This window comes from Trinickia camelliae, from assembly GCF_053525655.1.
Map to the genome: position 1 here is coordinate 276,258 of NZ_JBCHAA010000002.1, position 25,382 is coordinate 301,639.

At 64.3% G+C, this 25,382-nt stretch carries 19 protein-coding genes; 6 read left to right on the top strand and 13 right to left on the bottom strand.

Going from position 1 to position 25,382, the window contains the following annotated elements; all coding sequences use genetic code 11:
* Window positions 1–74: 74 nt before the first annotated feature.
* The 9 genes from AAHK20_RS04690 to AAHK20_RS04730 form a co-directional block, all read right to left on the bottom strand.
* Window positions 75–227 carry a hypothetical protein gene (locus tag AAHK20_RS04690; RefSeq protein ID WP_449180278.1) on the bottom strand — a complete coding sequence of 51 codons (153 nt, stop codon included), beginning with the start codon at window positions 225–227 and terminating at the stop codon, window positions 75–77.
* 98 nt (window positions 228–325) lie between these two features.
* Window positions 326–3,619, bottom strand: coding sequence for an efflux RND transporter permease subunit (locus AAHK20_RS04695; RefSeq protein ID WP_449180279.1), 3,294 nt, complete (start codon window positions 3,617–3,619; stop codon window positions 326–328).
* 9 nt (window positions 3,620–3,628) lie between these two features.
* Window positions 3,629–4,822, bottom strand: a complete 1,194-nt coding sequence (locus tag AAHK20_RS04700; protein ID WP_449180280.1) for an efflux RND transporter periplasmic adaptor subunit — start codon at window positions 4,820–4,822, stop codon at window positions 3,629–3,631.
* Window positions 4,823–4,850: 28 nt separating this feature from the next.
* Window positions 4,851–6,446: an efflux transporter outer membrane subunit gene (locus AAHK20_RS04705; RefSeq protein WP_449180281.1), complete on the bottom strand. Its 1,596-nt coding sequence runs from the start codon at window positions 6,444–6,446 to the stop codon at window positions 4,851–4,853.
* A 97-nt stretch (window positions 6,447–6,543) separates the two neighbouring features.
* The gene (locus tag AAHK20_RS04710) at window positions 6,544–7,194 is read right to left on the bottom strand and encodes a TetR/AcrR family transcriptional regulator (protein WP_449180282.1); all 651 of its coding nucleotides are present in this window, start codon (window positions 7,192–7,194) and stop codon (window positions 6,544–6,546) included.
* 125 nt (window positions 7,195–7,319) lie between these two features.
* Window positions 7,320–7,874 carry a flavodoxin domain-containing protein gene (locus AAHK20_RS04715; protein WP_449180283.1) on the bottom strand — a complete coding sequence of 185 codons (555 nt, stop codon included), beginning with the start codon at window positions 7,872–7,874 and terminating at the stop codon, window positions 7,320–7,322.
* A gap of 201 nt (window positions 7,875–8,075) precedes the next feature.
* The gene (locus AAHK20_RS04720; RefSeq protein ID WP_449180284.1) at window positions 8,076–8,465 is read right to left on the bottom strand and encodes a membrane lipoprotein lipid attachment site-containing protein; all 390 of its coding nucleotides are present in this window, start codon (window positions 8,463–8,465) and stop codon (window positions 8,076–8,078) included.
* 119 nt (window positions 8,466–8,584) lie between these two features.
* Window positions 8,585–9,004: a DUF1810 domain-containing protein gene (locus AAHK20_RS04725; protein WP_449180285.1), complete on the bottom strand. Its 420-nt coding sequence runs from the start codon at window positions 9,002–9,004 to the stop codon at window positions 8,585–8,587.
* A gap of 178 nt (window positions 9,005–9,182) precedes the next feature.
* On the bottom strand, window positions 9,183–10,445 hold the full coding sequence (locus AAHK20_RS04730) for an MFS transporter (protein ID WP_449180286.1): 1,263 nt from the start codon (window positions 10,443–10,445) through the stop codon (window positions 9,183–9,185).
* 99 nt (window positions 10,446–10,544) lie between these two features.
* Here AAHK20_RS04730 and AAHK20_RS04735 point away from each other — a divergent pair, with 99 nt between their 5' ends.
* Window positions 10,545–11,501 (top strand): LysR family transcriptional regulator, encoded by a 957-nt coding sequence (locus tag AAHK20_RS04735; RefSeq protein WP_449180287.1) that lies wholly within the window; start codon window positions 10,545–10,547, stop codon window positions 11,499–11,501.
* A 46-nt stretch (window positions 11,502–11,547) separates the two neighbouring features.
* Here AAHK20_RS04735 and AAHK20_RS04740 read toward each other — a convergent pair whose 3' ends face one another.
* Together AAHK20_RS04740 and AAHK20_RS04745 are read right to left on the bottom strand one after the other, a co-directional pair.
* Complete coding sequence (locus AAHK20_RS04740) at window positions 11,548–12,792, bottom strand: MFS transporter (protein WP_449180288.1); 1,245 nt, start codon at window positions 12,790–12,792, stop codon at window positions 11,548–11,550.
* 130 nt (window positions 12,793–12,922) lie between these two features.
* Window positions 12,923–14,866 carry an SMP-30/gluconolactonase/LRE family protein gene (locus AAHK20_RS04745; protein ID WP_449180289.1) on the bottom strand — a complete coding sequence of 648 codons (1,944 nt, stop codon included), beginning with the start codon at window positions 14,864–14,866 and terminating at the stop codon, window positions 12,923–12,925.
* 248 nt (window positions 14,867–15,114) lie between these two features.
* Here AAHK20_RS04745 and AAHK20_RS04750 point away from each other — a divergent pair, with 248 nt between their 5' ends.
* From AAHK20_RS04750 to AAHK20_RS04770, 5 genes are all read left to right on the top strand, one after another.
* Window positions 15,115–15,729, top strand: coding sequence for a LysE family translocator (locus tag AAHK20_RS04750; protein ID WP_449180290.1), 615 nt, complete (start codon window positions 15,115–15,117; stop codon window positions 15,727–15,729).
* Between the two features lie 62 nt (window positions 15,730–15,791).
* Window positions 15,792–16,709 (top strand): LysR substrate-binding domain-containing protein, encoded by a 918-nt coding sequence (locus AAHK20_RS04755; protein ID WP_449180291.1) that lies wholly within the window; start codon window positions 15,792–15,794, stop codon window positions 16,707–16,709.
* Between the two features lie 164 nt (window positions 16,710–16,873).
* On the top strand, window positions 16,874–18,091 hold the full coding sequence (locus AAHK20_RS04760) for a CaiB/BaiF CoA transferase family protein (RefSeq protein ID WP_449180292.1): 1,218 nt from the start codon (window positions 16,874–16,876) through the stop codon (window positions 18,089–18,091).
* Window positions 18,088–19,092 (top strand): hydroxymethylglutaryl-CoA lyase, encoded by a 1,005-nt coding sequence (locus AAHK20_RS04765; RefSeq protein WP_449180293.1) that lies wholly within the window; start codon window positions 18,088–18,090, stop codon window positions 19,090–19,092. The genes AAHK20_RS04760 and AAHK20_RS04765 overlap by 4 nt, the downstream gene beginning before the upstream one ends.
* Before the next feature lie 92 nt (window positions 19,093–19,184).
* The gene (locus tag AAHK20_RS04770) at window positions 19,185–20,543 is read left to right on the top strand and encodes an MFS transporter (RefSeq protein WP_449180294.1); all 1,359 of its coding nucleotides are present in this window, start codon (window positions 19,185–19,187) and stop codon (window positions 20,541–20,543) included.
* A gap of 87 nt (window positions 20,544–20,630) precedes the next feature.
* Here the strand turns inward: AAHK20_RS04770 and mgtA are convergent, their stop codons facing one another.
* Together mgtA and AAHK20_RS04780 are read right to left on the bottom strand one after the other, a co-directional pair.
* The gene (gene mgtA / locus AAHK20_RS04775; RefSeq protein ID WP_449180295.1) at window positions 20,631–23,384 is read right to left on the bottom strand and encodes a magnesium-translocating P-type ATPase; all 2,754 of its coding nucleotides are present in this window, start codon (window positions 23,382–23,384) and stop codon (window positions 20,631–20,633) included.
* 538 nt (window positions 23,385–23,922) lie between these two features.
* Window positions 23,923–25,326 (bottom strand): aminotransferase-like domain-containing protein, encoded by a 1,404-nt coding sequence (locus AAHK20_RS04780; protein WP_449180296.1) that lies wholly within the window; start codon window positions 25,324–25,326, stop codon window positions 23,923–23,925.
* Window positions 25,327–25,382: the final 56 nt, after the last annotated feature.

Genomic DNA, 25,382 nt, shown 5'->3' on the forward strand with positions numbered 1-25,382 from the left:
CGGCGCCAGAAGATTCCGGCCCAGGAAACCGGAATCCGAGAGAAAGAGGTTCATCCACGGAAAGCGATGGATCGCTACGCGGCACCCGCCGTTTCGAGGGCTGTCAGCAGGACATTCGTTTGTTCCAGCAACGTCGCGTAATAGGCGGCAGGTAAAGCGGCATTGCCGGTGAATGAAAGGACCGCTTCGACGGCAGTGGAAGAAGCGATGATTAACGCATGGATCATCCTTCAAGCCGCTTTCGCGCACAACGGCTAACGGCTTAACGCGAATTCAGGAAGGACGGAATTTTTTGTAGGGATTTTCTTAGGCGGCGTAAACGCGCTCACCGATATCCACCGATATCGCCACCATCCTCGTGCGGGCGCGCATGCGCTGCCGTTGCCCCGCCATGGTGATGCTTCAGCTTGTGCGTGGGCTCTTCGAGCTTGTCACCGAGCAGCCGCCGCACCGTCACGTAGAACACCGGAATCAGCAACAGCCCGAAGAACGTCGCGAAGAGCATCCCGCCGATCACGCCAGTGCCGATCTCGTGCCGCGACGAAGAACCGGCCCCTGTCGAGATCACGAGCGGGAACACACCCAGAATAAAGGCCATCGAAGTCATCAGGATCGGACGCAAGCGCAGGCGTGCCGCAGTCGTGACCGCATCGTAGAGCGTCATCCCGTTCGCCTGCCCTTCGACCGCGAATTCGACGATCAGAATCGCGTTCTTCGCGGCCAGGCCGATGACCGTGACGAGCCCGATCTTGAAGTAGATATCGTTGGGCACATCGCGCCACAGACAGAACGCCAGCATGCCGAGCATCCCGAGCGGGACCACGAGCAGCACCGCCGCCGGAATGGACCAGCTCTCATAGAGCGCGGCCAGACACAGAAAGACCACGAGGATCGAAAGCGCCATGAGCGTCGTCGCCGAGCTTCCCGCCAGGATTTCCTGATAGGACTGCCCGGTCCAGTCCGCGTCGAATCCCCGCGGCAGTTTTTCATTGACGAGGCCCTGCAGCGTCTGCATCGCCTGGCCCGTCGAATAGCCGGGTGCCGAGTTGCCGACGATTTCGATGGCGGAATAGCCGTTGAAGCGCGGCAGCACGGTCGGGCCGTTGTACCAGCTGGTCTTGACGACGCTCGAAAGCGGCACCATGTCGTACGGGCTGATCGACGGATTGGCCACCGACGGGTCGACCGGCGTCAGATACCCGCTCGTGTTGGTCACCAGCCCGGCCGTGCTCGTTGTCCCCGACGCGGCGTTGGTGATGCCGGCCGGCGTGTAGAGGTGCTGAAACGCGTCGAGGCCCATCCGGTAAGGCGCATCCGCCTGGATGAACACCTTCTTCACGCGGCCGCCGTAGGTGAACTGGTTCACGAAGAACGGCGCCAGTTCCATTTTGATGGTGTCGTAGACGTCCGTCAGCGACAGCCCCATCGACTGCGCCTGCGGGCGATCCACCGCGATCTGCAGTTGCGGCGCGTTCGGCAGCGAATTCGGCCGGATGCCGAACAGCACGTTGCTCTTGCCGGCGTCCGCGAGCAGCGTCGCCTCGGCTTGGCCGAGCTCCGCGCGCGACTGGCCGGCGCGCGCCTGCAGGTACATATCGACGCCGCCGAACTGACTCAGCCCGCGGATCGTCGGCAGATTGACGACGAACAATTGCGCGTCGGGAATGCTGTGCAGAATCTGGTTGGCCTGGGGAATCAGCTGCATCGCCGTTCGCCCGCGCTTGCTCCAATCGACCAGCTTGATGAACGACATGCCGACGTTCTCGCTCGTGCCGACGAAGCTGAAGCCTTCCGGCTGGAATATGCCGTAGATATCCTTGCCGATATCGCTATGCAGCAGCTTCTCACGCACTTCGGACATCACGCGGTTCGTGCTCTGCAGCGTCGAGCCCGGCGGCAGGTTCACGAGCGCCAGCATGAAGCCCTGGTCTTCGTCGGGCACGAAGCCCGTCGGCAGTTTCGTGTAGAGGAAGCCGGTCAGCACGACCACGAGCACGAAGGCCATCATCCAGCGGGGCGCATGGCGCACCGCCCGTCCGACGTGTCCAAAATAGCTGTGCGACATCCGGTCGAAGCCGCGGTCGAACCAGCGAAAAATCACACCCTTCTCGTGCGCGTGAACCGGCCTCAGGAACGCCGCGCAGAGCGACGGCGTGAACGACATCGCGAGAAACGCGGAGAACACCATCGAGACGGCGATGGTCAGCGCGAACTGCGCGTAGATGATGCCGGTTGCGCCAGGCTGCAGCGCGGACGGCACGAACACGGCGGACAGCACGACCGTAATCGCGATGATGGCGCCTGTGATCTGCGCCATGGCCTTGCGCGTGGCCGCTCTCGGCTCCGTATGCTCCTCGCTCATGATCCGCTCGACGTTCTCGATCACCACGATCGCGTCGTCCACGACGATCCCGATCGCGAGCACCATCCCGAAGAGCGTCAGCTGGTTCAGCGTGAAATTCAGCGCCGCAAGCCCGATGAACGTGCCGAGCAGCGCAACCGGAATCACGAGGGTCGGGATGATCGTGGCCCGGATGTTCTGCAGGAAGATCAGCATCACGAAGAACACCAGTATGACGGCTTCAACCAGTGTCTTGACCACGTCGGTGATGGAAGCCGTGATGAACGGCGTGGTGTCATACGGAATGTCCCACGTCACGCCATATGGCAGGTCATGCGCGAGGTCCGCCATCGCGGACTTGACGGCATTGGCCACCTTGAGCGCGTTGGCGCCAGGCAGCAGGTAAACCGCCATACCACCGGCGGCCTTGCCGTCGTAGACCGGCGCCAGGCCATTGGTCTGCGCGCCGAAACTGATGCGCGCGACGTCCGAGAGCCGGACCGTCGTGCCGTTGCTGTTCGACAGCAGGATGATGTCGCGGAACTGCTGCAGCGAAGAGAACAGCGAGTCGCCGGAAACCGTCGCCGTGAAGACCTGCCCCTTCACCGCCGGATCCGCGCCGAGCGAACCGGCCGCGAACTGCGCATTCTGCGCATTCACCGCGTTGAGCACCTGGGTCGTCGAGAGTCCGTAACCCTGCAGCTTGTCAGGGTCGATCCAGATGCGCACCGCGTATTCGGAACCGAGCAGCGTGGTGTTGCCGACGCCGGTGATACGCCCGATCACCGGCTGGATCTGGGACGCGAGGATGTCCGAAAGCCGTGCCGCGTCGACGCCCGGTCTATTCGAGCGCAGCGCGATGAACAACAGGATGTCGGGGCTCGACTTCGCGACCACCACGCCCAGTTGCTGCACCTGCGAGGGCAGCAACGGCTGGGCGATCTGAACCTTGTTCTGCACTTGCACCTGCGCAATGTCAGGGTTGGTGCCGGTCGCAAAGGTGAGCGTAATGACGCTCTGGCCGTTGGAGCTCGAATTCGAGCTGAAGTACAGCAGGTTGTCGATGCCGGTGAGCTGCTGCTCGATGACCTGGGTCACCGTCGATTCCATCGTTGGAGCGCTCGCACCCGGGAAGGTCGAGGTGATCGTCACCTGCGGCGGCGCGATGTCGGGGTACGAATCGATCCCCATGCTGCGCATGGAGATGATGCCGAACAGCGAGATCAAAATGGCGACCACCCAGGCAAATATCGGCCGTTCAATGAAGAAACTCGGCATGGAATGCTCCTATTGCGCCGCGCTGGCCGGCTGGCTGCCGGATGCCGCCGCCAAGGGTTGACCGGCCGGCTGCCATGGGGTCGCGGAGACCTCGCTCCCCTCATGCACGCTCTGCACGCCCGTGACGACCACGCGGTCGCCCTCGGCAAGGCCCTTCGTGACGATCCAGTCAGTGCCGAGGCTGGCGTTCGTCTCGACGTCCTTGCGCGCCACCTTGTTGTCCGGCCCGACCGCCAGCACATACGGCCCCTCGGTATCGCGCAGCAGAGCCTGTTGCGGGATCAGGATGACGTTGTTTTGCTGGCCTAGGCGGGCAATCAACGTCACATACATGCCGGGCAGCAGCAGGTGCTGCGGATTGGCTACTAGCGCGCGCAGGTTGACGGTGCCCGTCGTCGCGTTCACAGCCGGATCCGAGAAGTCGAGCTTGCCGGTGTGGTCGTAGGGCGTGCCGTTGGGCAGGCTCACCTGGACGGTCATCGAGCTTTGCTGCGCGAGATCGACCCCGTTGCCCTGGGATTGCCGCAACGTGATCAGGTCGGCGGCGCTGATCGTGAAGTTGACATAGACCGGGTCGACCTGCTGGACAGTGGTCAGCAGCGTGCTGCTCGACCCGGTGTCGGTCGTGCTGTTGCCGACCAGCGCGCCCGCCGTCACGAGCTGCTGCCCGGCAATGCCGCTGATCGGGGCGGTCACGCGGGTGTAGCCAAGGTTGATGCGCGCGCTCTCGATCAGCGCCTGATCCGCCTTCAGCTTGGCGGCCGCGCTGCGCTCGGCCGCGTCGGAATTGTCGACCGTCTGCTGCGACACCGAGCCGATCGGCAGCAGCTTGCGGTTACGCACCGCGGTGGCGTGGTTGTTGACGTAGGTAGCCTGGTCCTGCGCCAGCTGGGCGATGTCGTTATCGAGCTGGGCCTTGTAGTACACCGGATCGATCTCGAACAGCACCTGGCCTTGCTTGACTTCGCTGCCCTCGGCATAGACGCGTTTCACCAGCACGCCCGACACGCGCGCGGTCACGTTGGCGCTGTAATAGGGCGAAAGACGTCCGACGAACTGCCGCGTCAACGGTACGTTTTGCACGTGAGCCGTCGTCACGGCCACCTTTGGCGGGGGCGGCGCAGCCGGCTTGTTTTTCGAGCAAGCTGCGAGAGCGATGAGGCTCAGACACAGCACCGACACGCGATTTGAAAGTGACTTCATGAAGTGGAGACTCCAGTCAGAAGCGCCTTCAGTTGGGAGGCGATCCAGCGTCCTGTTGGCGCGCCTGCGAATCAATCGTCGAATACGCCGTCGACGACAGCGGATGGCCTGCTGCCGCTGCGGCCTTGTTCTCGTCCCATTGCCAACCGCCGCCGAGGTTCTTGACGAGCGTGACGCTGCTCTGGGCCAACACCGACTGCGTGTCGCGCAGGCTCTGCTGCGCCTCGACCAGCGTGAGTTCCTGCGTGAGGAGGTCTTGTTCGCTCGCTGCGCCAAAGTCGCGCTGCGCCTGCATGCTCGAAAAGAGCTGCTGGTTGCGGCGAAGGATGTTGGCGAATGACGCTTCCTGGACGCGCAGATGGTTGACCGACGACAGGCTGTCCTCCACGCTGCTGAAGGCGGTGAGCACGGTGTTGCGATAGGTCGCCACGTCCTCGTCATAGGTCGCGCGGGCCTGCCTCACCGCGGCGGTGCGCGCGCCGGCATCGAAAATGGTCTCGGCGATATCGGGGCCGAGCGTCCAGAACCGGTTCGGCAGCGAGAAGAGATGCGCCAGCGTGTTGTGCTGGAAACCGCCTTCCGCCGACAGCGTCACGCTCGGAAAGAACGCCGCCTCGGCCACGCCAATCCTGGCATTCGCGGACGCGGCCGTGCGTTCGGCGCTCACCACGTCATAGCGCCGCTCGAGCAGTTCCGAGGGCAGCCCGAGCGGCACATCCGGAATCACGAAGGCGTGATCCGGGTCCGGCGCGATTTCAAAGTTCGCCGGCGGCACGCCGGCCAGCACGGCCAACGCGTGCTCGTCCTGCTCGCGGGCTATCTTGGTGGTCTGCAGCGCGGCCACCACGGCTTCGAGATTATCCTGGGCCACGAGCACCTGATCGCTCGATGCCGCGCCTTCACGATACGAGGCCTGGGTCATGTCGAAGATCCGGCTGTCGATCTCCTGCTGCCTCGTCAGCGACTGGATGTCGTAATCGCCCTGCCGAAGCGCGAAATAGTCGAGGACCACGCTCGCTTCGATCGAGAGCCGCTCGCCCGCCAGCTGCGCATCGCTTGCCTGCGCACTCTCCTTCGCGGATTCGATCTCGCGGCGAATCGAGCCCCACAGGTCGAGCTCCCAGCTCGCCGAGACCAGCGCGCTCGTGCTGTTGACCACGCGCCCACCCGACCCCGCCACGGACGACGAACCGCCGGGCACCTGGGTCACGCCCGGGCCGACGCCGGTGCGCGAGCCCGAAAGGCTGCCCGTCACGACCGGAAAGAGGCTCGCGGTGTTGGCCTCAACCGTCGCGAGCGCGACGCGGTAGGCGGCCTCGGCGGCCACAATCGACTGATTGGCTTTCAACGAGCGGTCGACGAGGTCATCGAGCGTCGCGTCCTGATACATCTGCCACCAGGTGCTGGATAGCGACGCCGCCGGATTGACCTCGGCGCGCTGCCAGTCGACGCCTTCCTTGAAGCCTTGAGGGATCTGCACCTCGGGCTTGCGATAGTCGGGGCCTGCCGTGCAGCCCGCGACCGAGACGGCGATCGCAACCGCCACGCCACCGCAGAAGCGCCGCCATCCCGGCCGCGGGATGCCGCTCGCTGCAAAACCGGCGGTCTGCGAATCTGTCTTCATGCGCATTTCTCCATGGACGCATGGCAAAACTGGCAAACGATCTACATTTATTCTGATTCCTACACAATCAATAGACGAAAACAAAAAAAACGGTGCTTTACGCGGCGTATCCCGACATGAAAATGCTGACCGCCTGATGCGCGATGCGCCGCCGGCTCGCCGCGTTCGGGCGGCGCGCACAGCCGAGCAGCATCCGCGCACGCACACCGCCGAGCACGAGATGGACGAACTGCTCCACGGCAAGATCGACATTCTCGATCGTGAGCTCGCCCTGCTCCACGCTGCGCCGCAGATAGTCCGTCAGCGGCTCCATGCCCATAAACTTGCCGCAGCGGTCGCGATACGGGTGGACTAGCGCCGGAAATCGGCGCGATTCGACCAGCAGCAGCCGATACAACTCGATCATGTCACTCCGCGTGCCGATATCGAGAAGATGCAGCGCCGCTGCTTCGAGCACGGCAGCGTGCCCGTTGTCGATCGCAACGATTTTCCGGAGTTCCTGCACCCACACATCGGTCAGCGTCCGCACGATGGCATCGAACAGGCCAGCCTTGCTGCCGAAGTGGCAATACAGCGTCTTCTTTGCCACCCCGGAGTCGCGGGCGATCGCATCGAGGCTCGTTTCCCGATAGCCGGCCGAAAGGAATTTTCCCTTCGCCACTTCGAGCACCACTTGCACACGAACCTCCGCATCGTGCCGCGAAGGCCGACCGCCTCTGCCCGACTTCCATGCCACATCGTGATCCATGACGCTCCCCGTTCATGGCGCATGTGCCGGAAACTCCACCGGTGCGTTTCGTCCAGACTAGTCTTTCGGAAGCCCGAATTCAATGTCGGTTTTGTAGCGACCGAGCGACTTTTGTCGGGAGAATGTCACCCGTGCAAGCGGCGAGCCACATCCGCCACGCGAGCCCCATAGAGCTTCGCGGTTTCCAAATCGCCCGCCGCCATTTCCTCGACCGCCGCGTCTGCCGGCGATTGCACGAGCAGCCCGACCGAGCCGCCGAGGTTGTTCACGTCATGGCGCGTGGCCGCCTTCGTGTTCGACGGCGGCAGCCCCAAGCTCACCCACACGCCGCCGTGTTGCGACGCGAGTGTCTGCAGGTAGATCAGCGTCACTTGCTTGTCGCCATTGAAGCTCGCGCTGTTGGTGAAGCCGCCGAATACCTTGTCCTGCCATTCGCGCGTGAACCACTTCTTCGACGTCGCGTCAGCGAACTTCTTGAACTGCCACGGCACCGAGCCCATGTAGGTCGGCGCGCCGAGGATGATGGCGTCGGCATTCGACAGCAAGGTCCAGGCGTGGTCATCGACGTTGCCGTCCGAATCCACTGTGATCAAATCGGCGCCGGCGCCAGCGGCAACCGCCTCGGCAACCCGCTTGGTGTGTCCATAGCCCGAGAAATACACAACGGCGGCTTTCGCCATAAAACCTCCTTGTTCTGAGAATGAATTGAGTTCGAGGGAATGCGCGACGTGGTTGACGTCGCGCGGCCCTGGTGCCCGCTTCCGATGTCGGCCATCGAAGCGCGCACATTAATGTTACTACATCAGTTACAGTTATGCATGCACGCACTGTCTCCGATGACGGGCAATTACATTAGCCGCACAGACAGGAGCGTTGCGTTGTTAGAGACGAACCAGTTCGACAGGGCCGAACCACGTCACGGCGAAGTACCCCGAGCGGGTCGAGAATGTGCCTTCGGTCCAGCCTTCCGGCACCTTGAAAACGGCGGCGACACCCGACTTCAGCCCGGTCACGTCGCCATGCACCGGATGGCGGACGATCTGTTCGAGATCGGTCTTCGACGCCAACATCACATAGTCGGTCGTGCGAATCCAGCGTCCGTCGGCGGTCGTGAAAAGCACGTAATGCCCTTTGGACTTCTCGATCTTGAGCAACGGAACCGTCTGCCCCTGAACGGATTCGCCCCAGGTGCCGACGAGACTGTCGGGATCGTTGCGTGAGCACGCGGCGAGCGCGACGGCCAAGGTAAAGAGGAAAAGCAGTCGTTTCATTACAGCGTGCAAGAGAACTGGCTGTATAGCGTGAGGAAGCGGGTTGACGCGGGTACCCTTGCAGGTAAACGGCCTGCACGAGAATTTCTTGAGGCCGGGAGGATACCCGATTTGGCGGGCTAGATTCGCTGCAGCGTCTCTCGATCGGGTTCGCTGTCGAAGTACTTGCGCAGCGCTTCGACAAATACGGCGTTGTCCTCGGTCGCGCGGGCAAAGAGCGTGATCGACGAGCGAAACTTGAGGTAGTCCGGGTAGCCGAAGATCTCCTTGATCGAACGGCCTTCGACGAGATTCACGAGCCTCGTCGATTCGCGCAAGCGCTCGCCGAGCAGAGGGTGGTTCAAATAAGCCTGAGCCTCGGCCAGCGATGAGATCGCATACCGCTGCGCCATCGCGCTTTCCCCGAGCCCCTCTATCTGCGGAAACACGAACCACATCCAGTGGCTTCGTTTGTGGCCGGCGCGCAGTTCGTCCGCTGCCTGCGCGTAGATCCGGTCCTGTGCATCGACGAAGCGCTGTAGGTCATGGGGATCGTCCATCTCGCCCTCCCTGCCGGCTGATGCGGCGTGCCGCTCGCGAGCCTTCATTCTCGCGCCCGCCAGCGACGCATGCAATTGCATCGCAAGAACCGGAGTGCCACCCTCATGCGCGCGGGTCAACATGAAGACTCGAACGGGCCAAGGAAGCGCAGCGGGTCGGCGCGCTTTAGTTGGCCCTTCAGTTGGCGGGATTCGCGGCACGGCGGGCGGCCTGGGGCCGCCGCCACAGCCGTATCGCCAGCCCAGCGGACGACGTCGCGACCGCCAGCGCCGTCACCGCCATCCAGCCCCATTGCGCAAGCAGCATGGCGCCAAGCGCGGCGCCCGCCGACATGCCGATGAACATGCCGACGAACAGCACGGCGTTCAACCGGCTGCGCGAATGCGGATCGATGCCGTAGATGATGGTCTGGTGCGCGACCAGCGTGACCTGAAAGCCCAGATCGAAGCCGACCGCGCAAATCGCCAGCAAGACCAATTGCGCACGCGGCGGCAGCAGCGGCGCGAGCGCCATCGCCGCGAACGACACAATGGCGAGGCTCGCGCCGAGCCGCGTGACGAGCTCCGGTCCACGGCGATCGGCGAGGCGTCCCGCGAGCGGCGCGGCCAGCGCGCCGGCTGCGCCCGCGAGGCCGAATGCACCCGCCGCCTCGCTGCCGAGGTGGAACGGCGCGCCGTGCAGCATCATCGCGAGCGTCGACCAGAACGCGCTGAAGCCCACCGCGATCATGCCTTGCGCAAACGCGGCGCGCCGCAGCGCGGCATGGTGCTGCCACAAATGCCCAAGCGAGCCGAGCAGCTTGCGGTACGAGAGATGCGTGGTGGGCGCGAAGCGCGGCAGGCCGCGCGCGGAGGCCACGCCGATGGCCGCGACGCTCGCCGCCGCGATCAGGAACATCGCACGCCAGCCGAAGTGCGCGGCGACGAAGCCGCTCAGCACGCGCGACAGCAAAATGCCGAGCAAGAGCCCGGTCATCACGGTTCCGACGGTCTTCCCGCGATGGGCCTCGGGCGCGAGCGTCGCGGCGGCGGGGACGATGTCCTGGGCCATCGTGGCCGCCACGCCCATCGCGAGACTGGCGGCCAGCAGCAAGCCGATCGACGGCGCGGCGGCGGCGAGCAGCAGCGCGAGAACGAGCGCCGCCGCCTTGTAGAGAATCACGCGGCGGCGGTCGAACCGGTCGCCGAGCGGCGCGAGCAACAGGATGCCGAGCGCGTAGCCGAGTTGCGTGAGCGTCGGCACCAGGCCCACGACGCGCGCCGAGGCGCCTGTGTCCGCGCTCAGCACGCCGAGCATCGGCTGACTGTAATAGAGGGGGGCGACGGAGAAAGCCGCGCCGGCGGCCAGCAGCAGCACCAGTTGCGGGGGAAGCGCCGGGGTTTCGGCGGGTATCGCGACTTCCGCGGCGACCGTTGCATCCGTATCGTGCATGGTAGACATCGAACGTATTCCTTTGATTTACTGACTGGTCAAGAGTGTGCTTGTTGACGCCACATAACGGTAGTAGCACGCTCCGAACATTTGCTATACGCTCGACGTATGACCAAACCACGCCCCTCCCCGCCGCTCGGCGGCGGCTTCGCAACGTCCGCGGCCGGCGATCGTCTCCAATTGATGGAGACCTTCGTGCGTATCGTGGAGGCCGGCAGTCTGTCGGCGGCTGCCGCCCAATTGAACGCGACACAGCCGACCATCAGCCGCCGTCTCCAGGCGCTCGAGCAATCGCTCGGCGTGCGGCTCTTGCAACGCACCACGCACGTGATGCGTCTCACCGTGGACGGCGAGCGCTGCTTCGAACGCGCCAAGGAGCTGCTCGCGAACTGGGCGTCGTTCGAAGCGGATGTGCGCGGCGCGCAGGAGGAACCGGAAGGCACGCTGCGCATCACGGCGCCGCATGCGTTCGGCCAGGAGCAGTTCGTCGTGCCGTTGGCCGACTTTCTGCACCGGTATCCGCGCGTCTCGGTGGAGTGGCTGCTGCGCGACGACATCCGCGACTTCATCGCCTCCGGGATCGATTGCGCGATCCTGGCAGGCGAACCGGCCGACCCGGGCGTCGTCGCGATCAAAATCGCGGCGGTGCCGCGCATCGTCATCGCCTCGCCGTTGCTCTTCGAGGGCACGGGCGTGCCGCAACACGCCGCCGAGCTCGCCGACTTCCCATGGCTCGCCTTGCGCACGTACTACCGCAACGAAGTGAAGCTGACGCATGAAGCGACGGGGGAAGTCGTGCGCTTCCCGATCCGTCCGCGCGTCAGCACCGACAATCTCTACGCGCTGCGAAGCTCCGCGCGTCTTGGGCTCGGTATCGGCATCGGCTCATCGTGGCTGCTGCACGACGATCTCGCGCAAGGCAAGCTGCTGCATCTCGTGCCGGATTGGCGGGCTCCGCCGCTGCCGCTTTACCTGACCTATCCTCACGCGCAGTTCTATCCGTCGCGGCTGGTGCGCTTCGTCGAGATGATGCGCGAGGTCGTGCCGGGCATCGTCGAGGGATGACGAAGGGACGCTTGCCGCGAGGATTGGGTCGCGGCAATCGGAGGGTCTACTCGGCGAGTTCGACGCCCTTCAGCTCGGGGATCAGGAACAGCGTCGCGATCATATCGAGCCCATAGAGGCCCGCGAGCAGCGCGATGGCGAATGGGAACGAATAGCGGCTTGCCAGCGAGCCGACCACGACCGGCCCGAAACCGCCGACCGCCCGCCCCAGATTCCACAGCACGTTCTGCGCGGTGGCGCGCGCGGCGGTCGGATAGCCTTCGGACATCAGCGTGCCATAGCCGCCCACCATGCCGTTGACGAACACGCCCATCAGCGCGCCGGCCCACAGCATGGCGGCTGGCGACGACAGATGCGCGTACGCCACCACCATCACGACCGCGCCGACTTGATAGAGCAAGAAGGTCGGCTTGCGGCCGATGCGATCGGCGAGCTGCCCGAACACCCAGATGCCGGCCATCATCCCGACGACAGTCGCCGCCGTCCACAAGCCTGACTTCGTGAGCGAAAAGCCCATCTGCTTCGAGAGAAACGTCGGCAGCCAGATCATGATCCCGTAGTAGCCGAAGTTCTGGACCGAGCACAGGATCACGATGCCGAGGCTCGTGCGCGCCGTGCGAGCATCGGCGACCAGCAGCTTGAACGCGTTGGCGCGCTTTTCCGGGGACTTCGCGCGACGCACGAACGCCTCGGGCTCATGCAGCCGGTTGCGCATCACCCAGGCGACCAGCGCCGGCAGCACGCCGACGAGGAACATGCCGCGCCAGCCGATATGGAGCAGTAGCAGCGGCGTCAGCAGCGCCGCCAGCAGCACGCCGCCCTGCCAGCCGAGCGCGACATAGGACGACACGCGCGCGCGCTTGCTCGCGGGCCACGCTTCCGCCGCGAGCGCCATGCCGATGCCGAACTCGCCGCCAAGCCCGATGCCGGCGATCGTGCGGTAGGCGAGCAGGTCCCAGAATCCGCGCGCAAATGCGCACATCCCCGTGAAGATCGCGAACAGCAGGATGGTCCAAGTCAGCACGCGCACGCGGCCGAAGCGGTCGGCGAGCGCGCCGAAGATGAGGCCGCCCGCGACCGCACCGATCAGCGTCCAGGTGACGAGCGCGCCGCCCTGCCCACTCGTCAGCTGCAAGCCGGCCGTAATGGCCGGCAACATGAATCCGAGGATGAGCAGGTCGAAGCCGTCCATCGCGTAGCCGATGGCGGAACCGGCGAGCGCTTTCCAGGCGTAGCCGCTGACCTGCTCGGAGCGCGGCGAGCCTGCCGTGCCGACTGTCGAAGAATCCATGTCCGCTTCCGTGCCGTTGGTTTTGAAGACTGGCGGCATTCTACGGAAATCAATATAGACCGACAGAAGCGGTGTCTTAGGGCACGGCAATTCCCGGTCGCGAATAATGCGCTCGATATAAAGCGCCCGATCAGGGCGTCCAGCGATAAACGGTGATGCTGGTGCCCTTGACGTTGTTCTTCGTCACGACGTACTCGCCATTCGATTGAAGGTAGGCCCGGAGGCCGTACATCGAATCCATGGCGCTGCTGGCGTCCACGACGCTGCTGTTGGTGTTGGTCAGCGTGGCGTCGAGGTGGCCTGTGGCGAGGTTGAAGGCGTCGACGTCCGGCAGGGCTTGCCCGCCGCTGCTGAACCAGTAGCTGACGAAGAGGTAGTTGCCGGCTGCGTCGATCGACTTGGCGTTGGCGTGGGGAAGCGTGATCACCGGATTGGGCGCGGTGGTGTTGCCCGCGCTCCAGCCGTGATACACCTCGATCCGCGTGCCGATCGACGTCCAGTCCGTGCTCCCGGCGATGCCCTGCGCGAGAATCATCGTGTCGCTGTCCGCGAGGTAGACGATGCGCGTCAGCGGCTGGATGCTCGCGGGAACGCGGATCGGGATGCCAGGTCCCCATGACGGCTTGCCGCTCGCGTCGAAGCCGGTCAGCGGGTAGTGGTAGATGTAACCGGTCCTGTCCAGGCCGGCCCACACGCCGCCTTTGCTATCGATGCTGAATCCGCTCGTGACCCGCAGGGTCGTATTGAACGCGGCGCCCGGAATCGATCCATCCGGAATGGCGATGTAGCCGTTCGCTGCGTTGAAGTGGAAGAAGTAGAAGACCGGCGGGTTCTGGCCGGACGCCACGAGGATCCGGTTCGCGCCAACGGAGACAAGTTGTCCGAAGTGCTCGTCGCGCTGGGTATCGCTCATGTCGATGCGCGGGTCCGACGGGTAGGTGAACGGATCGACGGTGTTCGCGACGAAGGTGCCTCCCGCGCTGCCGGTATAGAGGTTGGTGCCGCCATAGAACAACGCGCCATCGGTGACCGGGTCCGGAGCGGCGACGCCCTCGAAGTTGAGGGACTGAAGCGTCCAGCTCAGTTTGCCGTTGTGGTCGTACTTGTGAATGTCGGTGCCGCCGTTGCGGCCGAGGTCCCAACTGCCGCCCCACGGGTTGTTGAGCACGTAGAGATTGCCGGCGGTGTCCTTGCCGATGCCGGCGACGCGCGTGAAGCGCTTCGCGCCGACCTGACCTTTGATTCCCGTCGTGGTGTCGAGATAACCGCCCGGAATGCCGAATGTACCGGCCAGCGCCGGCGTGCCCGAGAGCTTGTAGAGCTTGATGTTCATGTCGGGGCCTTCGTCCCCGGCCATCAGTTGCCCCGACGACGCATCGAAATAGAGCGCCGAAGGTTGCGAGCCGCTGGGCATCTGGATGGTGTTCAGCAGCGCGCCGGTTGGACTGAACTCGTCGATCGCGCCCGCGCTCTTGCGTGCGACCCAAACGTTGCCTGCGCTATCCACGGCGAGGGCCCCCGGCCCTGCGACGTTTATGTCCCGCTGCCAGACACCGTCGGTGGTGTAGATCCGGACGCGATTGCCGTAGAAGTCGCTCGCATAGAGGAGCGAGCCCGCGGTGGCGAGTCCGGTGATGACGTCGACCAGCGGCTGGTTGGTCGACGCGCTGACCTGAATGAAAAGATCGCGCGCCTTGGTGGTGCGGTTGTATCGTCCCACCGCGCCGCTTCCGTTCGCGTTGTTGGATTGCAGCGCCACGAAAATCGAAGTGGCGTTGCCGGTAATCGCGCTGCCCTGAAACTCGTTGTGAATGCCGATGGAGCCGACGCTGTGGTGGTTCTGATAGATCGCGACGCCGCCCTCGTACTCGTCCCAGTTGGAGGCCGTATAGATGACGCCTTCGGGCGCGACCCACATGGAACGCGCGACGTTGCCCACGTGAGCGGCGAGCGTGCCGTAGGTGTTCGCCAGCCAGTCGGTGGTGTTTTGCGCATGGCAAGCCGGTGCAATCGTGGCGAGCGCTGCGATCGCAACGACGGGGAGTGCGGCGTGAAATCGTTTTTTTACGGCCATGACGAATGCTCTCCTGATGGTAGGGATTCATTCGTCCGACCTTATGCGGCCCGTTGCGCCTTTGCAAGCTCGCCGCGACGTTGCAGGCGGAATGCTTCGGGTGCGTTGCCGCGGGTTCGGTCGAGTCAAAACCGACTCCTGAAATCGGATTAAATCCGTACCGGAAACCATCAAGCAATCCGTACCGGTACTGTACCGGCATCGATCGATACACTAGCTCAACTGTGTAATCGACCGGACTTCCCGCCATGCCACTCGACCTCCTGAGCGCCCTGCCCGCCGGCATCCTGTTCGCGCTCGTCACGACGATCACGCCCGGCCCCAACAACACGATGCTGCTCGCCTCGGGCGTCAACTTCGGCTTTCGCCGCACGCTGCCGCATATCTGCGGAATCAGCGCGGGGGTGGCGGTGTTGATGCTGTCGGTCGGCTATGGCCTCGGCGAAGCGTTTCGTCTGTTCCCGGCGCTGTACACGGTGATGGAAACCGCGAGCGTGCTCTATCTGCTGTACCTCGCTTGGAAAATCGGCTCATCGGATCAAGTGCAAGTGAAGAAGGGCGATCCGCGTCCGATGACGTTCTTTCAAGCCGTCGCATTCCAATGGATCAACCCGAAAGCCTGGATGATGGTGCTCACCGCCGGGACCACGCTGCACCTCTCGAGCGACTTCGGCTTCAACGCGATCTTGATGGCGGCCGTGTTCATCGTGATCGGCTTTCCGAGCATCAGCCTGTGGGCAGCCGGCGGCCAAGCGCTGCGGCGTTTCCTGTCGAACCGGAAGCGGCTGCGCACGTTCAACATCACGATGGCGGTCCTGTTGGTGCTGTCGCTGTATCCGGTCGTCGCGCATTTCATCGCTTAACCGGGTAGCGAGCGGGGTGCTCCATAATCGTGGCATCGCCACGTTCGGAGGAGCCCCCGGACATGAATCTCCATCGCCTCGACCTGGTTTCGCTTTCGCTCTTCACGCTCGTCGTCCGCAGCGGAAGCATCAGCAAAGGCGCCGAGCTTGCGCATCTCGCGGTCGGGGCCGCGAGCAAGCGCATCGCCGATCTCGAAGCCGCCGTCGGCACCGAACTGTTCGAGCGCCATTCCCGAGGCATCACGCTGACCGCAGCCGGCGACGCCCTGCAGCGTCACGCCCAGCGCATCCTGAACGACGTCGACCAGCTCTCCGCCGATCTTTCCGATTACGCGGCGGGCGTCGTCGGCGTGGTGCGGCTGTGGGCGAACACGTCGGCGATCACGCAATTCCTGCCGGCCGAGATTGCCGCTTTCACGGCGGCGAATCCTGAAATCCGCATCGAGCTCGAAGAACAGAACAGCGAACAGGTCGCGCTGGCCGTCGTCGACGGGCAGGCCGATTTCGGCATCCTCGCCGACCAGATGCCGACGCTCGGCTTACAGACCACGTTCTACCGCCGCGATCAGCTCGTGCTGGTCGTGCCGAACTCCCATCCTTTGGCCCGCCGCAAGTCGATTTCCTTCGATGAAGCGCTGGACTTCGATTTCGTCAGCCTCTCGCGCGATACGTCGCTCGCCAAGCGTCTGCAACTGGCGACCGATGCTTCCGGCAAGCGCCTGAAATTGCGCATCCAGGTGCGCAGCTTCGACGCGATGTGCCTGATGGTCGCCGCGGGTCTCGGCATCGCGGTGCTGCCGGATGCGGCCGTGCGTCCGCATGTGCGCTCGATGGGCTTGCACAAGATCGCTTTGTCAGATGATTGGGCCGAGCGCCAGTTGCTCATTTGCGCGCGCGATCTCGGCGCGCTGCCCAAACCCGCGCGCTTGCTCGTCAACCATCTGATCGGCGCGGCGCCGGATACCACGAAGGCGGCCTGAGCCGCGTCTCCATCGTCTGGATCGCCGCACAGCAGCTTTCGCGTTTTGCGAAAGCTGGTTCTCCCACTGCCGCATTCCGCGCGCACGGGCTCGCGCGCAGAATCGTTTCCATGACATCGCGCCTCGCTCATTTCACTGACGCAGGCGCCTATGGAGACACCACCATGAGCGGCCAATCCCCCTTCCCCGCGTCGCCTGCCGCGCTCAAAGGCGTGCGCGTGATCGAAATGGGCCAGCTGATCGCGGGCCCCTTCGCCGGCAAGACGCTCGGCGATTTCGGCGCCGACGTCATCAAGATCGAGCCGCCCGGCTCCGGCGATCCGCTGCGCAACTGGCGCTTGATGAAGGAAGGCACCTCGGTCTGGTGGCAAGTCCAGTCGCGCAACAAGCGCTCGGTCGCGCTCGATCTTCGCAGCGCGGAAGGGCAAGACATCGCCCGCCAGCTGATCGCCGAGGCCGACGTCCTCATCGAAAACTTCCGCCCCGGCACGCTCGAAAGCTGGGGCATGAGCTACGAGCAACTGTCGGCGCTGAACCCGCGGCTCATCATGCTGCGCATCTCCGGCTACGGTCAGACCGGCCCCTATCGCGACCTGCCGGGCTTCGGCTCGATCGGCGAAGCGATGGGCGGGCTGCGGCACCTCACGGGCGAGCCCGGCCGCGTGCCCGTGCGTTGCGGCATCTCGATCGGCGACACGCTCGCCGCGCTGCACGGCGTGATCGGCGTGCTCACCGCGCTCTATCACCGCGACGCGAACGGCGGCAAAGGGCAAGTCATCGACGTCGCGCTTCACGAAGCCGTATTCAACGTGATGGAAAGCCTGATCCCCGAATACAGCGCGTTCGGCGCGGTGCGCGAAGCGGCCGGCAGCGCGCTGCCCGGCATCGCGCCGTCCAACGCCTACCGCTGCGCCGACGGCTACGTGCTGATCGCGGGCAACGGCGACAGCATCTTCAAGCGCTTGATGACGGCGATCGGCCGAGCCGATCTCGCCGCCGACCCGGCGCTCGCGAACAACGCGGGACGTGTCGTTCGCGTCGACGAGCTGGACCGGGCGATCGAACGCTGGAGCGTCGAACGATCCGTGAAGGACGTGCTCGCCGCGCTGTCGGACGCGGGCGTGCCCGCCGGCAAGATCTACACCGCCAAGGACATCGCCGAAGACCCGCACTACCGCGAGCGCGACATGATCCTTCGGCAAACCACGCGCGACGGCTACGAGGTCGACGTGCCGGGCGTCGTGCCGAAACTGATGTCGACGCCGGGCTCGATCCGCTCGTCGGCGCCGAAGCTCGGCGACGACACCACCGACGTGCTGCGCGAGATGGGTCTAACCGACGCGCGCATTGCCGAACTGCGAGAAAAAGGAGCGATTGCATGAGCACGAATGTCTGGAACGGAGAGCACCGCCGCATCCATATGCAAGAGGTCGGCACGCGCGATGGTCTGCAAGCCGAATGCGCGTTCGTCGACACGCAGGACAAGATCGCGCTCGTGAACGCGCTGTCGGATTCGGGCGTGGCCAAGATCGAAGTGACCGCGTTCGTGTCGCCGCAAGCTATCCCCGCGCTGCGCGACGCCGAGATCGTGATGCGCGAGATCGAGCGCAAAGCAGGCGTCGTCTATACGGCGCTCGTGCCTAACGTGCGCGGCGCCGAGCGCGCAATCGAAGCGCACGCGGACGAGCTGAACCTCGTGATGTCCGCGAGCGAAAGCCACAACCTCGCGAACCTGCGCATGACGCAAGACCAGTCGCTCGGCGCGCTCAAGCAAGTGTCGAGCCTCGCGCGCGATGCGAAGCTGCCCGTCAACATCTCGCTGTCTTGTGCGTTCGGCTGCCCGATGGAGGGTGACATGTCGGAGGCCACCGTGCTGCACTGGTCGCAGCGCCTCATCGAAGAAGCGGGCGCGCGCGGCATCACGCTTTGCGATACGACCGGCATGGCCTATCCGAGCCAAGTCGCACGGCTCACGGCGATGTTCATCGCGCGCTGGCCGGACACCGAATTGACGCTGCATTTCCACAATACGCGCGGCATGGGTCTCGCCAACGTGCTGGCCGCGATCGACGCGGGCGCGAATCGCTTCGACGCGTCGCTTGGCGGAATCGGCGGCTGTCCGTATGCGCCGGGCGCGAGCGGCAATGTCTGCAGCGAAGAGATCGTGCATGCGCTCGAATGCATGGGCTACGACACCGGCGTCGATCTCGCCGCGCTCATCGCGGTGTCGAAGCGCTTGCCGGCGTTGATCGGCCACGAGACGCCGAGCCAGATCGTCAAGGCGGGACGACGGCTCGATCTGCATCCGCTGCCCAAGGACTTCGCGGCGATTCGCGAGCGGGCTTTGCAACGCGACTCGGCTTCGGCAGAAACGCGAGGTTAAGCGCAAGATATAGCGCTATCAAATCGGGCGCCTGATTCGCAGACGATGAAAAATCGCTAAGGCCAGCCGACCACCGCACAGGAGACAGCAACATGCAAGAAACCCACATCGCGCAACCACCCAAAGCGCACTGGTACGACGGCCTCACGCCCACTCACTGGCGCGTGCTGCGCGGCAGCTTCCTCGGCTGGATTTTCGACGGCTTCGAAGCGCTCGCGCTCGTCGTCGTGCTCGCGCCGATGCTCAAGTCTGTGCTCACGCCCGCGCAAGCGCTGTCGACGCCCGTCTATGCGGGCGGCGTGATCGGCATCACGCTGCTCGGCTGGGGCGTCGGCGGTCTCGTCGGCGGCATCCTAGCGGACTATGTCGGCCGCAAACGCATGATGCTGTGGTCGGTGTTCCTCTATGCCATGTTCTCCGGGCTGACCGCGTTTTCCGGCTCGTTCTTCGTGCTGTGCTCGCTGCGCTTTCTGACGGGCCTCGCGATGGGCAGCGAATGGAGCACAGGCGTCGCGCTCGTTTCGGAAACGTGGCCCGAGCATGCTCGCGCCAAAGGCGCAGGCTTTCTGCAATCGGGATTCGGCTGGGGGACGCTGCTTGCGGCTGTCGTCTGGTATGCGCTGTCGTCGACGCACCCGCTGGGCTCCGAGACGTGGCGCCTGATGTTCGTCGCAGGCGCGTTGCCCGCATTGTTCGTGCTTTACCTGCGGCGCGGCTTGAGCGAATCAGAGAAGTGGCAACAGGCCGTCAAGGAGAAACGCTGGAGCGCGACGGCCAACGCGAGCGGCCGTGCTGCCGCTAAAGCAAGCAACGCAGATAAGCGCCCCTTCACGCTCACGCAATTGTTCAGCGAGCGCGAAGCGCTGCGCCGCACGCTGCTGACGATGCTCCTGTCGGTCATTTCGACCACGGGCTGGTGGGCCATTTCGAGCTGGCTGCCGACGTTCACGGTCTCGCTGGCGAAAGCAACGGGCGCCGCCGACGCCCTCGCGTGGGGTTCGCGCATTTCGATCGTCTACACCGTGGGCGCGATCGTCGCGTATCTGGCGGCGGGCTTCATCGTCGATTCGATCGGCCGGCGCGCGTTCCTGTGCATGACGTTCGTCGGCTCGCTCGTCACGACGATCATCACGTACCATTACACGGCGACGCTGAGCGGAATGCTGATCATCGCGCCGATCAACGGGTTCTTCACGCTCGGCTGCGCGTATGCGTGGATGGCGATCTATCCGTGCGAGCTGTTTACGCCGACGGTGCGCTCAACCGCGATCAGCTTCGTGTTCAACGCGGCGCGTTTGATCGCTTGGGTGTTTCCGATTCTGTCGGGGTCGATGATCAAGACGTTCGGCGGGGTGTCGCATGCCGCGCTGATCATGAGCTCGTGTTATGTGCTCGGGATCTTGATTCCGTGGTTCTTGCCGGAGACGCGCGGCAAGGGGATGCCGGAGTGAGCACCGGGCGGCCGGAAGCGATGCGTCAGACAACCGGCCGCACGAACCGCCACACGGCCAAGCCGTGCGGCGCGCACTATCGGGACATCAGTACCACTGACCGTAGCGGCGGATGTAGAGCGTCTTGACCGCCTGGGTCAGCAGCATGTATCCGACCATGGTCGCGACGAGCCACGGGAAGTAGCTAAGATCGAGCGGAATAAAGCCGAGTGCGCTTGCGAGCGGCGAGAAAGGCAGCCAGCAGGCCAGCAGAATCGCGACCGAGGTCGACAGCAGCACCGGCAGCGCCGCCGTGCTCTGCAAGAACGGAATCTTGCCCGTGCGCAGCATATGAACCACGAGCGTCTGCGACACGAGACCTTCGATGAACCAGCCGGAATTCATGATCGACTGACCGCCGCCGTTCAGGTGATAAGCCGCTCCCGCGCCGAACACGAACCACATCAGCGCATAGGTCGTCATGTCGAACACCGACGACGTCGGTCCGAGCCAGATCATGAAGCGCTTGATATTGCCCGCCTCCCACTTGCGAGGCCGCTTCAGGAAGTCGGGGTCCATCTTGTCCCACGGCAGGAACATCTGCGAGAGGTCGTAGATCAGGTTCTGGATCAGCAATTGCGTCGCCAGCATCGGCTCCCACGGCAGCAAGGCCGAAGCGACGAGCACCGAAAACACGTTGCCGAAGTTCGAACTGGCGGTCATGTTCAAGTACTTGAGGATGTTGCCGAACGTTTCGCGTCCCTTGATGACGCCTTCTTCGAGCACCATCAGGCTCTTTTCGAGCAGGATGATGTCGGCGGTCTCCTTCGCGATGTCAGCGCCGGTATCGACCGAGATGCCGACGTCCGCGTCCCGCAGGGCCGGGGCATCATTGATGCCGTCGCCAAGGAAGCCGACCGTATGTCCGTTCGCCTGCAAGGCCTTCACGACGCGCGCCTTTTGCATGGGCGTCAGCTTCGCGAAAATGGTCGTCCGCTCGACCGCCTCGACCAGTTGAGCATCGTCCATCGCATCGATCTCGCGCCCGAGCAGCGGCTCGTTCACCGCGAGTCCCACGTCGCGGCAGACTTTAGCCGTGACGATCGGGTTGTCGCCCGTCAACACCTTCACCGAGACGCCATACTCCTGCAATGCCCGAATCGCGGGCGCGGCGGAATCCTTGGGCGGATCGAGGAACGTCAGGAAGCCGCGCACCACGAGGTCCGCTTCATCGGTGGTCTTGTATTGCGATTTCGCCTGGGCACAGGCAATGTCCCGCGTGGCGACCACCAGGACGCGATAGCCCTCTTCGTTGTATTCCTCGGCGCGGGCCAGCAGCGCCTGGCGCTCCGGCGCGAGCAGCTCTCGTACGGTGTCGCCCTCCTGGATCCACTTCGACACGGCGAGCATTTCCTCCACCGCGCCCTTCGACACCATCATGTGGCTTCCATCGGCCCCTTCGACCACGACGGACAGCCGCCGGCGCACGAAGTCGAACGGCAGTTCGTCGACCTTGATGTAGAGCGCGGGCTTGGCGCGCTCGCCGAGCGCATTGGCATGATTGACGACCGCAATGTCGATCAGGTTCTTTTGCCCACTCTGGTGGAAGCTGTTCAGCCAGGCCAACTGCAGGATGCGTTCGTCCTTGTTGCCGTGAATGTCGAGGTGATGCTCCAGGATGATCTTGTCCTGCGTCAGCGTACCCGTCTTGTCGGTGCAGAGCACGTCCATCGCCCCGAAATTCTGCACGGAGTTCAGCCGCTTCACGACGACCTTGCGGCGCGCCATCGCGACCGCCCCCTTCGCGAGGTTGGCCGAGACGATCATCGGCAGCATCTCCGGCGTCAAGCCGACTGCCACGGCCAGCGAAAACGTCACGGCCGACATCCAGTCTCCCTTCAGAAGACCGTTGATGAGAAACACGATCGGCACCATCACCAGCATGAAGCGGATCAGCAGCCATGAAACACTGTTCACGCCCTTGTCAAAGCTGGTTTCGATGCGCTTGTGACTGACGACGCTCTGCGCCAGCGAACCGAAGTACGTGTTGGCGCCGGTGGCGACCACCACGGCTTTCGCGGTGCCGCTCACGACGTTGGTGCCCATGAAGCAGATATTCGGCAGATCCAGCATGTCCGCTTGCCGGCTGACACTGGCGCTCGCCGACTTCTCCATGACCGCGCCCAGCGTGTCGTACTTTTCGACCGGCAGCGCTTCGCCAGTCAGCACGGCTTGACTGATGAAGAGGTCGCGCGACTCGAGCAGGCGAATGTCGGCCGGAATCATGTCGCCGACCTGCAGCCAGACGATGTCGCCGACCACCACCTCGCTCATCGCGATTTCCAGTTTCTCCGGATGCGCCGCTTGCGTGGCGCGGCGAATCACGGTCGCCGTGGTGCGCACCATCGACTTGAGCTTTTCCGCCGCCTTGTTCGAGCGGTATTCCTGAACGAAGCGCAGCAGCGCGCTGACCGTCACCATGGTGAGAAGGATGGTGACGCCGGTCCAGTCGCGCTCGTCCGGGGCTGCCGTGTACACGTCGGTGATGAAGGAAATCACGGCAAGGCCGAGCAGCACCATCACAAACGGGTTCTTGAAGGCCTGCAGCAACTGGGTCATCGCGTGCGGCGGCTTGTCGTGCGCCACTTCGTTCGGACCGTCCAGGTGCAGGCGCTCCAGCGCGTCCGCCATGATCAGCCCGTCGGGCGAGCTTTTCATGCGCCGCAGCGTGGATTTGACGGAGTTGCAGGCTTCGCTGGCGACATCCGTCGAATGCGTGGATTCTGAAGCCGTCGACATGGACAGAAGTCCTTTCTGCTTATGCCTGGACTTGTATTGATTCGGTGGTGTTTGATGTGACATATCTGGCTACCTCGGGACAACACCATGCGAAGCGCGGCGGCGGGCTTTTCCCCATGCGGCGTACCGGCGCTTGCATGACGCGATCATTCATCGACAAATCAATTAGGACAATTGATTTTCTTGAGCTACGTAAAGGACAAGGTTCACTGTCGGGCACGGTTTCTCCTTCCCGTGCGCGATGCACGAGCGTGTCGAGTCAGCGCGAGCCGGACCAAGCGGCTTGCGCGGACGAAATGGCATCGCTGAACGCGACAAGGGTCGCGCGGGCAAGCGCAATGAAGCGCGCCAACGTGACGATGAATGAGATGCGCGAGGGGGTACTGCGAGAACGGCTTAGGTGCGCACCGGCTGCCTGCTGGCAGGACGGCGGCTGAGAAGCAGTAGCGACGTCCCGCCTGTTAGGCGGTCAAGTTGTTCAAAGGTCGACTACTGCTGGAGTCCATGGCATAGGCCAAATTACGAAAACGTGCGGATAGTAAACAGTCTGCAAGATTAGTGTCAAGAACAATCTCTTCGTAGAACGATTTGTCTTCCCGCATCAAACGATGCTCCGCACGAAGCTCCACAATGCGTCGTCAGTCGAATACGGCACGTTGAAGCGGAACCACTCGCTTGGCGCATCGTCGGGCCTGAAGTACGAGCCCGGCGCGAGCCAGATGCCGTCGCTAAGCGCCGCCCTCACCACTTCGCCCGCGCGTTCCGCTTCGATCGGCAGCCGCGCCCACAGGAACAGCCCCGCGCGCGGCCGATGAAACACCTCGAGCCCGAGCGCATCCATCCGCTCCTCGACGGCGAGGTGCGCTTCCTTGAGCTTCTCGCTGACCGTCTCGACATGCCGCGCGTAGCGCCCTTCGACCATCACCTTGTCGACGATGCGCTCGATCGTCTCCGACGACGTCAGCCCCACCGCCATCTTCGTGCGCGCCAGTTCGCGCAGCACGTCGCGCTCCGCGACGACATAGCCGCTTCGCAAGCCCGGCGTGATCGTCTTCGAAAACCCGCCCACGTACAGCACGCGCCGCAAGCCTTCCATCGCGGCGAGCATCGGCGCGCCGGGCGGCGCAAGCTCGCGGCTCACGTCGTCTTCGATGACCCACAGCCGGTGCCGCTCCGCGATCTGCAGCAGCCGGAACGCCGAGGCCATGGTGAACGTCGCGCCGGTCGGGTTTTGCAGCGTCGTGTTCACGAAGATCGCTTTCGGCCGGTGTTCGGTCACGAGCGCCTCCAGCGCGTCGGCGTCGATGCCGCTTGGCGTGCGCGGCACGCCGTGCACGACGAGCCCCGCGAGCTTCAGGATCTGCAGCAGGTTGCAATAGCCCGGGTCTTCGACGATCACCGCATCGCCCGCGCGCAAGAGCGTCCGCACGATCAGGTCGAGCGCCTGGGTCGCGCCCTGCGTGAGCAGCACGTTCGAAACGTCGACGGGCAGGCCGTGGCGGTCCAGTTGCTCCGCGATGCGCTCGCGCAGCGGCGCGAATCCGTACGGATGCCCGTAGTCGGCAAGCCGCGCCGCCGGCACGCGCGCGAGCGCGCGCAGCGCGTGATGCAGGCCGCCCTCGTTGATCCACTCGTTGGGCAGCGTCCCGCAGCCGGCTTTGATCGGCATCGAATGGTCGGCGAACACGTCGGATAGCAGCCAGGTCGCCGTCAGGCTCGGCGGCTGCCAGTCGAGCACCGCGGCGCGCGCCGCCGGCCCGCGTGCCGCGACCCGGTAGCCGGAGCCGCGCCGCGCCACGACGAGCCCCATCGAAACCAGACGGTTGTACGCCTCGGTCACGGTGAACGTGCTCAAGGCATGGGTCTGGGCAAGCTGCCGCACCGACGGCAGCAGCGCGCCCGCCCGCAGCGACTGCCCTTCGATCGCTTGCTCGAAGCCGCGCACGAGCTGCTCGACGAGCGTCGGCGCCTGGCTTCGGTCACGCTCCAGATTCAATTCGACCATGCTGTGAAACTCGCTTTCGACCAATACAGTTGACGGCAACTTACCAGCACAGTTAG

Coding starts and splice junctions, on each gene's coding strand:
- AAHK20_RS04690 (WP_449180278.1), bottom strand. CDS start 227: ATGATCCATGCGTTAATCATCGCTTCTTCCACTGCCGTCGAAGCGGTC.
- AAHK20_RS04695 (WP_449180279.1), bottom strand. CDS start 3,619: ATGCCGAGTTTCTTCATTGAACGGCCGATATTTGCCTGGGTGGTCGCC.
- AAHK20_RS04700 (WP_449180280.1), bottom strand. CDS start 4,822: ATGAAGTCACTTTCAAATCGCGTGTCGGTGCTGTGTCTGAGCCTCATC.
- AAHK20_RS04705 (WP_449180281.1), bottom strand. CDS start 6,446: ATGAAGACAGATTCGCAGACCGCCGGTTTTGCAGCGAGCGGCATCCCG.
- AAHK20_RS04710 (WP_449180282.1), bottom strand. CDS start 7,194: ATGGATCACGATGTGGCATGGAAGTCGGGCAGAGGCGGTCGGCCTTCG.
- AAHK20_RS04715 (WP_449180283.1), bottom strand. CDS start 7,874: ATGGCGAAAGCCGCCGTTGTGTATTTCTCGGGCTATGGACACACCAAG.
- AAHK20_RS04720 (WP_449180284.1), bottom strand. CDS start 8,465: ATGAAACGACTGCTTTTCCTCTTTACCTTGGCCGTCGCGCTCGCCGCG.
- AAHK20_RS04725 (WP_449180285.1), bottom strand. CDS start 9,004: ATGGACGATCCCCATGACCTACAGCGCTTCGTCGATGCACAGGACCGG.
- AAHK20_RS04730 (WP_449180286.1), bottom strand. CDS start 10,445: ATGTCTACCATGCACGATACGGATGCAACGGTCGCCGCGGAAGTCGCG.
- AAHK20_RS04735 (WP_449180287.1), top strand. CDS start 10,545: ATGACCAAACCACGCCCCTCCCCGCCGCTCGGCGGCGGCTTCGCAACG.
- AAHK20_RS04740 (WP_449180288.1), bottom strand. CDS start 12,792: ATGGATTCTTCGACAGTCGGCACGGCAGGCTCGCCGCGCTCCGAGCAG.
- AAHK20_RS04745 (WP_449180289.1), bottom strand. CDS start 14,866: ATGGCCGTAAAAAAACGATTTCACGCCGCACTCCCCGTCGTTGCGATC.
- AAHK20_RS04750 (WP_449180290.1), top strand. CDS start 15,115: ATGCCACTCGACCTCCTGAGCGCCCTGCCCGCCGGCATCCTGTTCGCG.
- AAHK20_RS04755 (WP_449180291.1), top strand. CDS start 15,792: ATGAATCTCCATCGCCTCGACCTGGTTTCGCTTTCGCTCTTCACGCTC.
- AAHK20_RS04760 (WP_449180292.1), top strand. CDS start 16,874: ATGAGCGGCCAATCCCCCTTCCCCGCGTCGCCTGCCGCGCTCAAAGGC.
- AAHK20_RS04765 (WP_449180293.1), top strand. CDS start 18,088: ATGAGCACGAATGTCTGGAACGGAGAGCACCGCCGCATCCATATGCAA.
- AAHK20_RS04770 (WP_449180294.1), top strand. CDS start 19,185: ATGCAAGAAACCCACATCGCGCAACCACCCAAAGCGCACTGGTACGAC.
- mgtA (WP_449180295.1), bottom strand. CDS start 23,384: ATGTCACATCAAACACCACCGAATCAATACAAGTCCAGGCATAAGCAG.
- AAHK20_RS04780 (WP_449180296.1), bottom strand. CDS start 25,326: ATGGTCGAATTGAATCTGGAGCGTGACCGAAGCCAGGCGCCGACGCTC.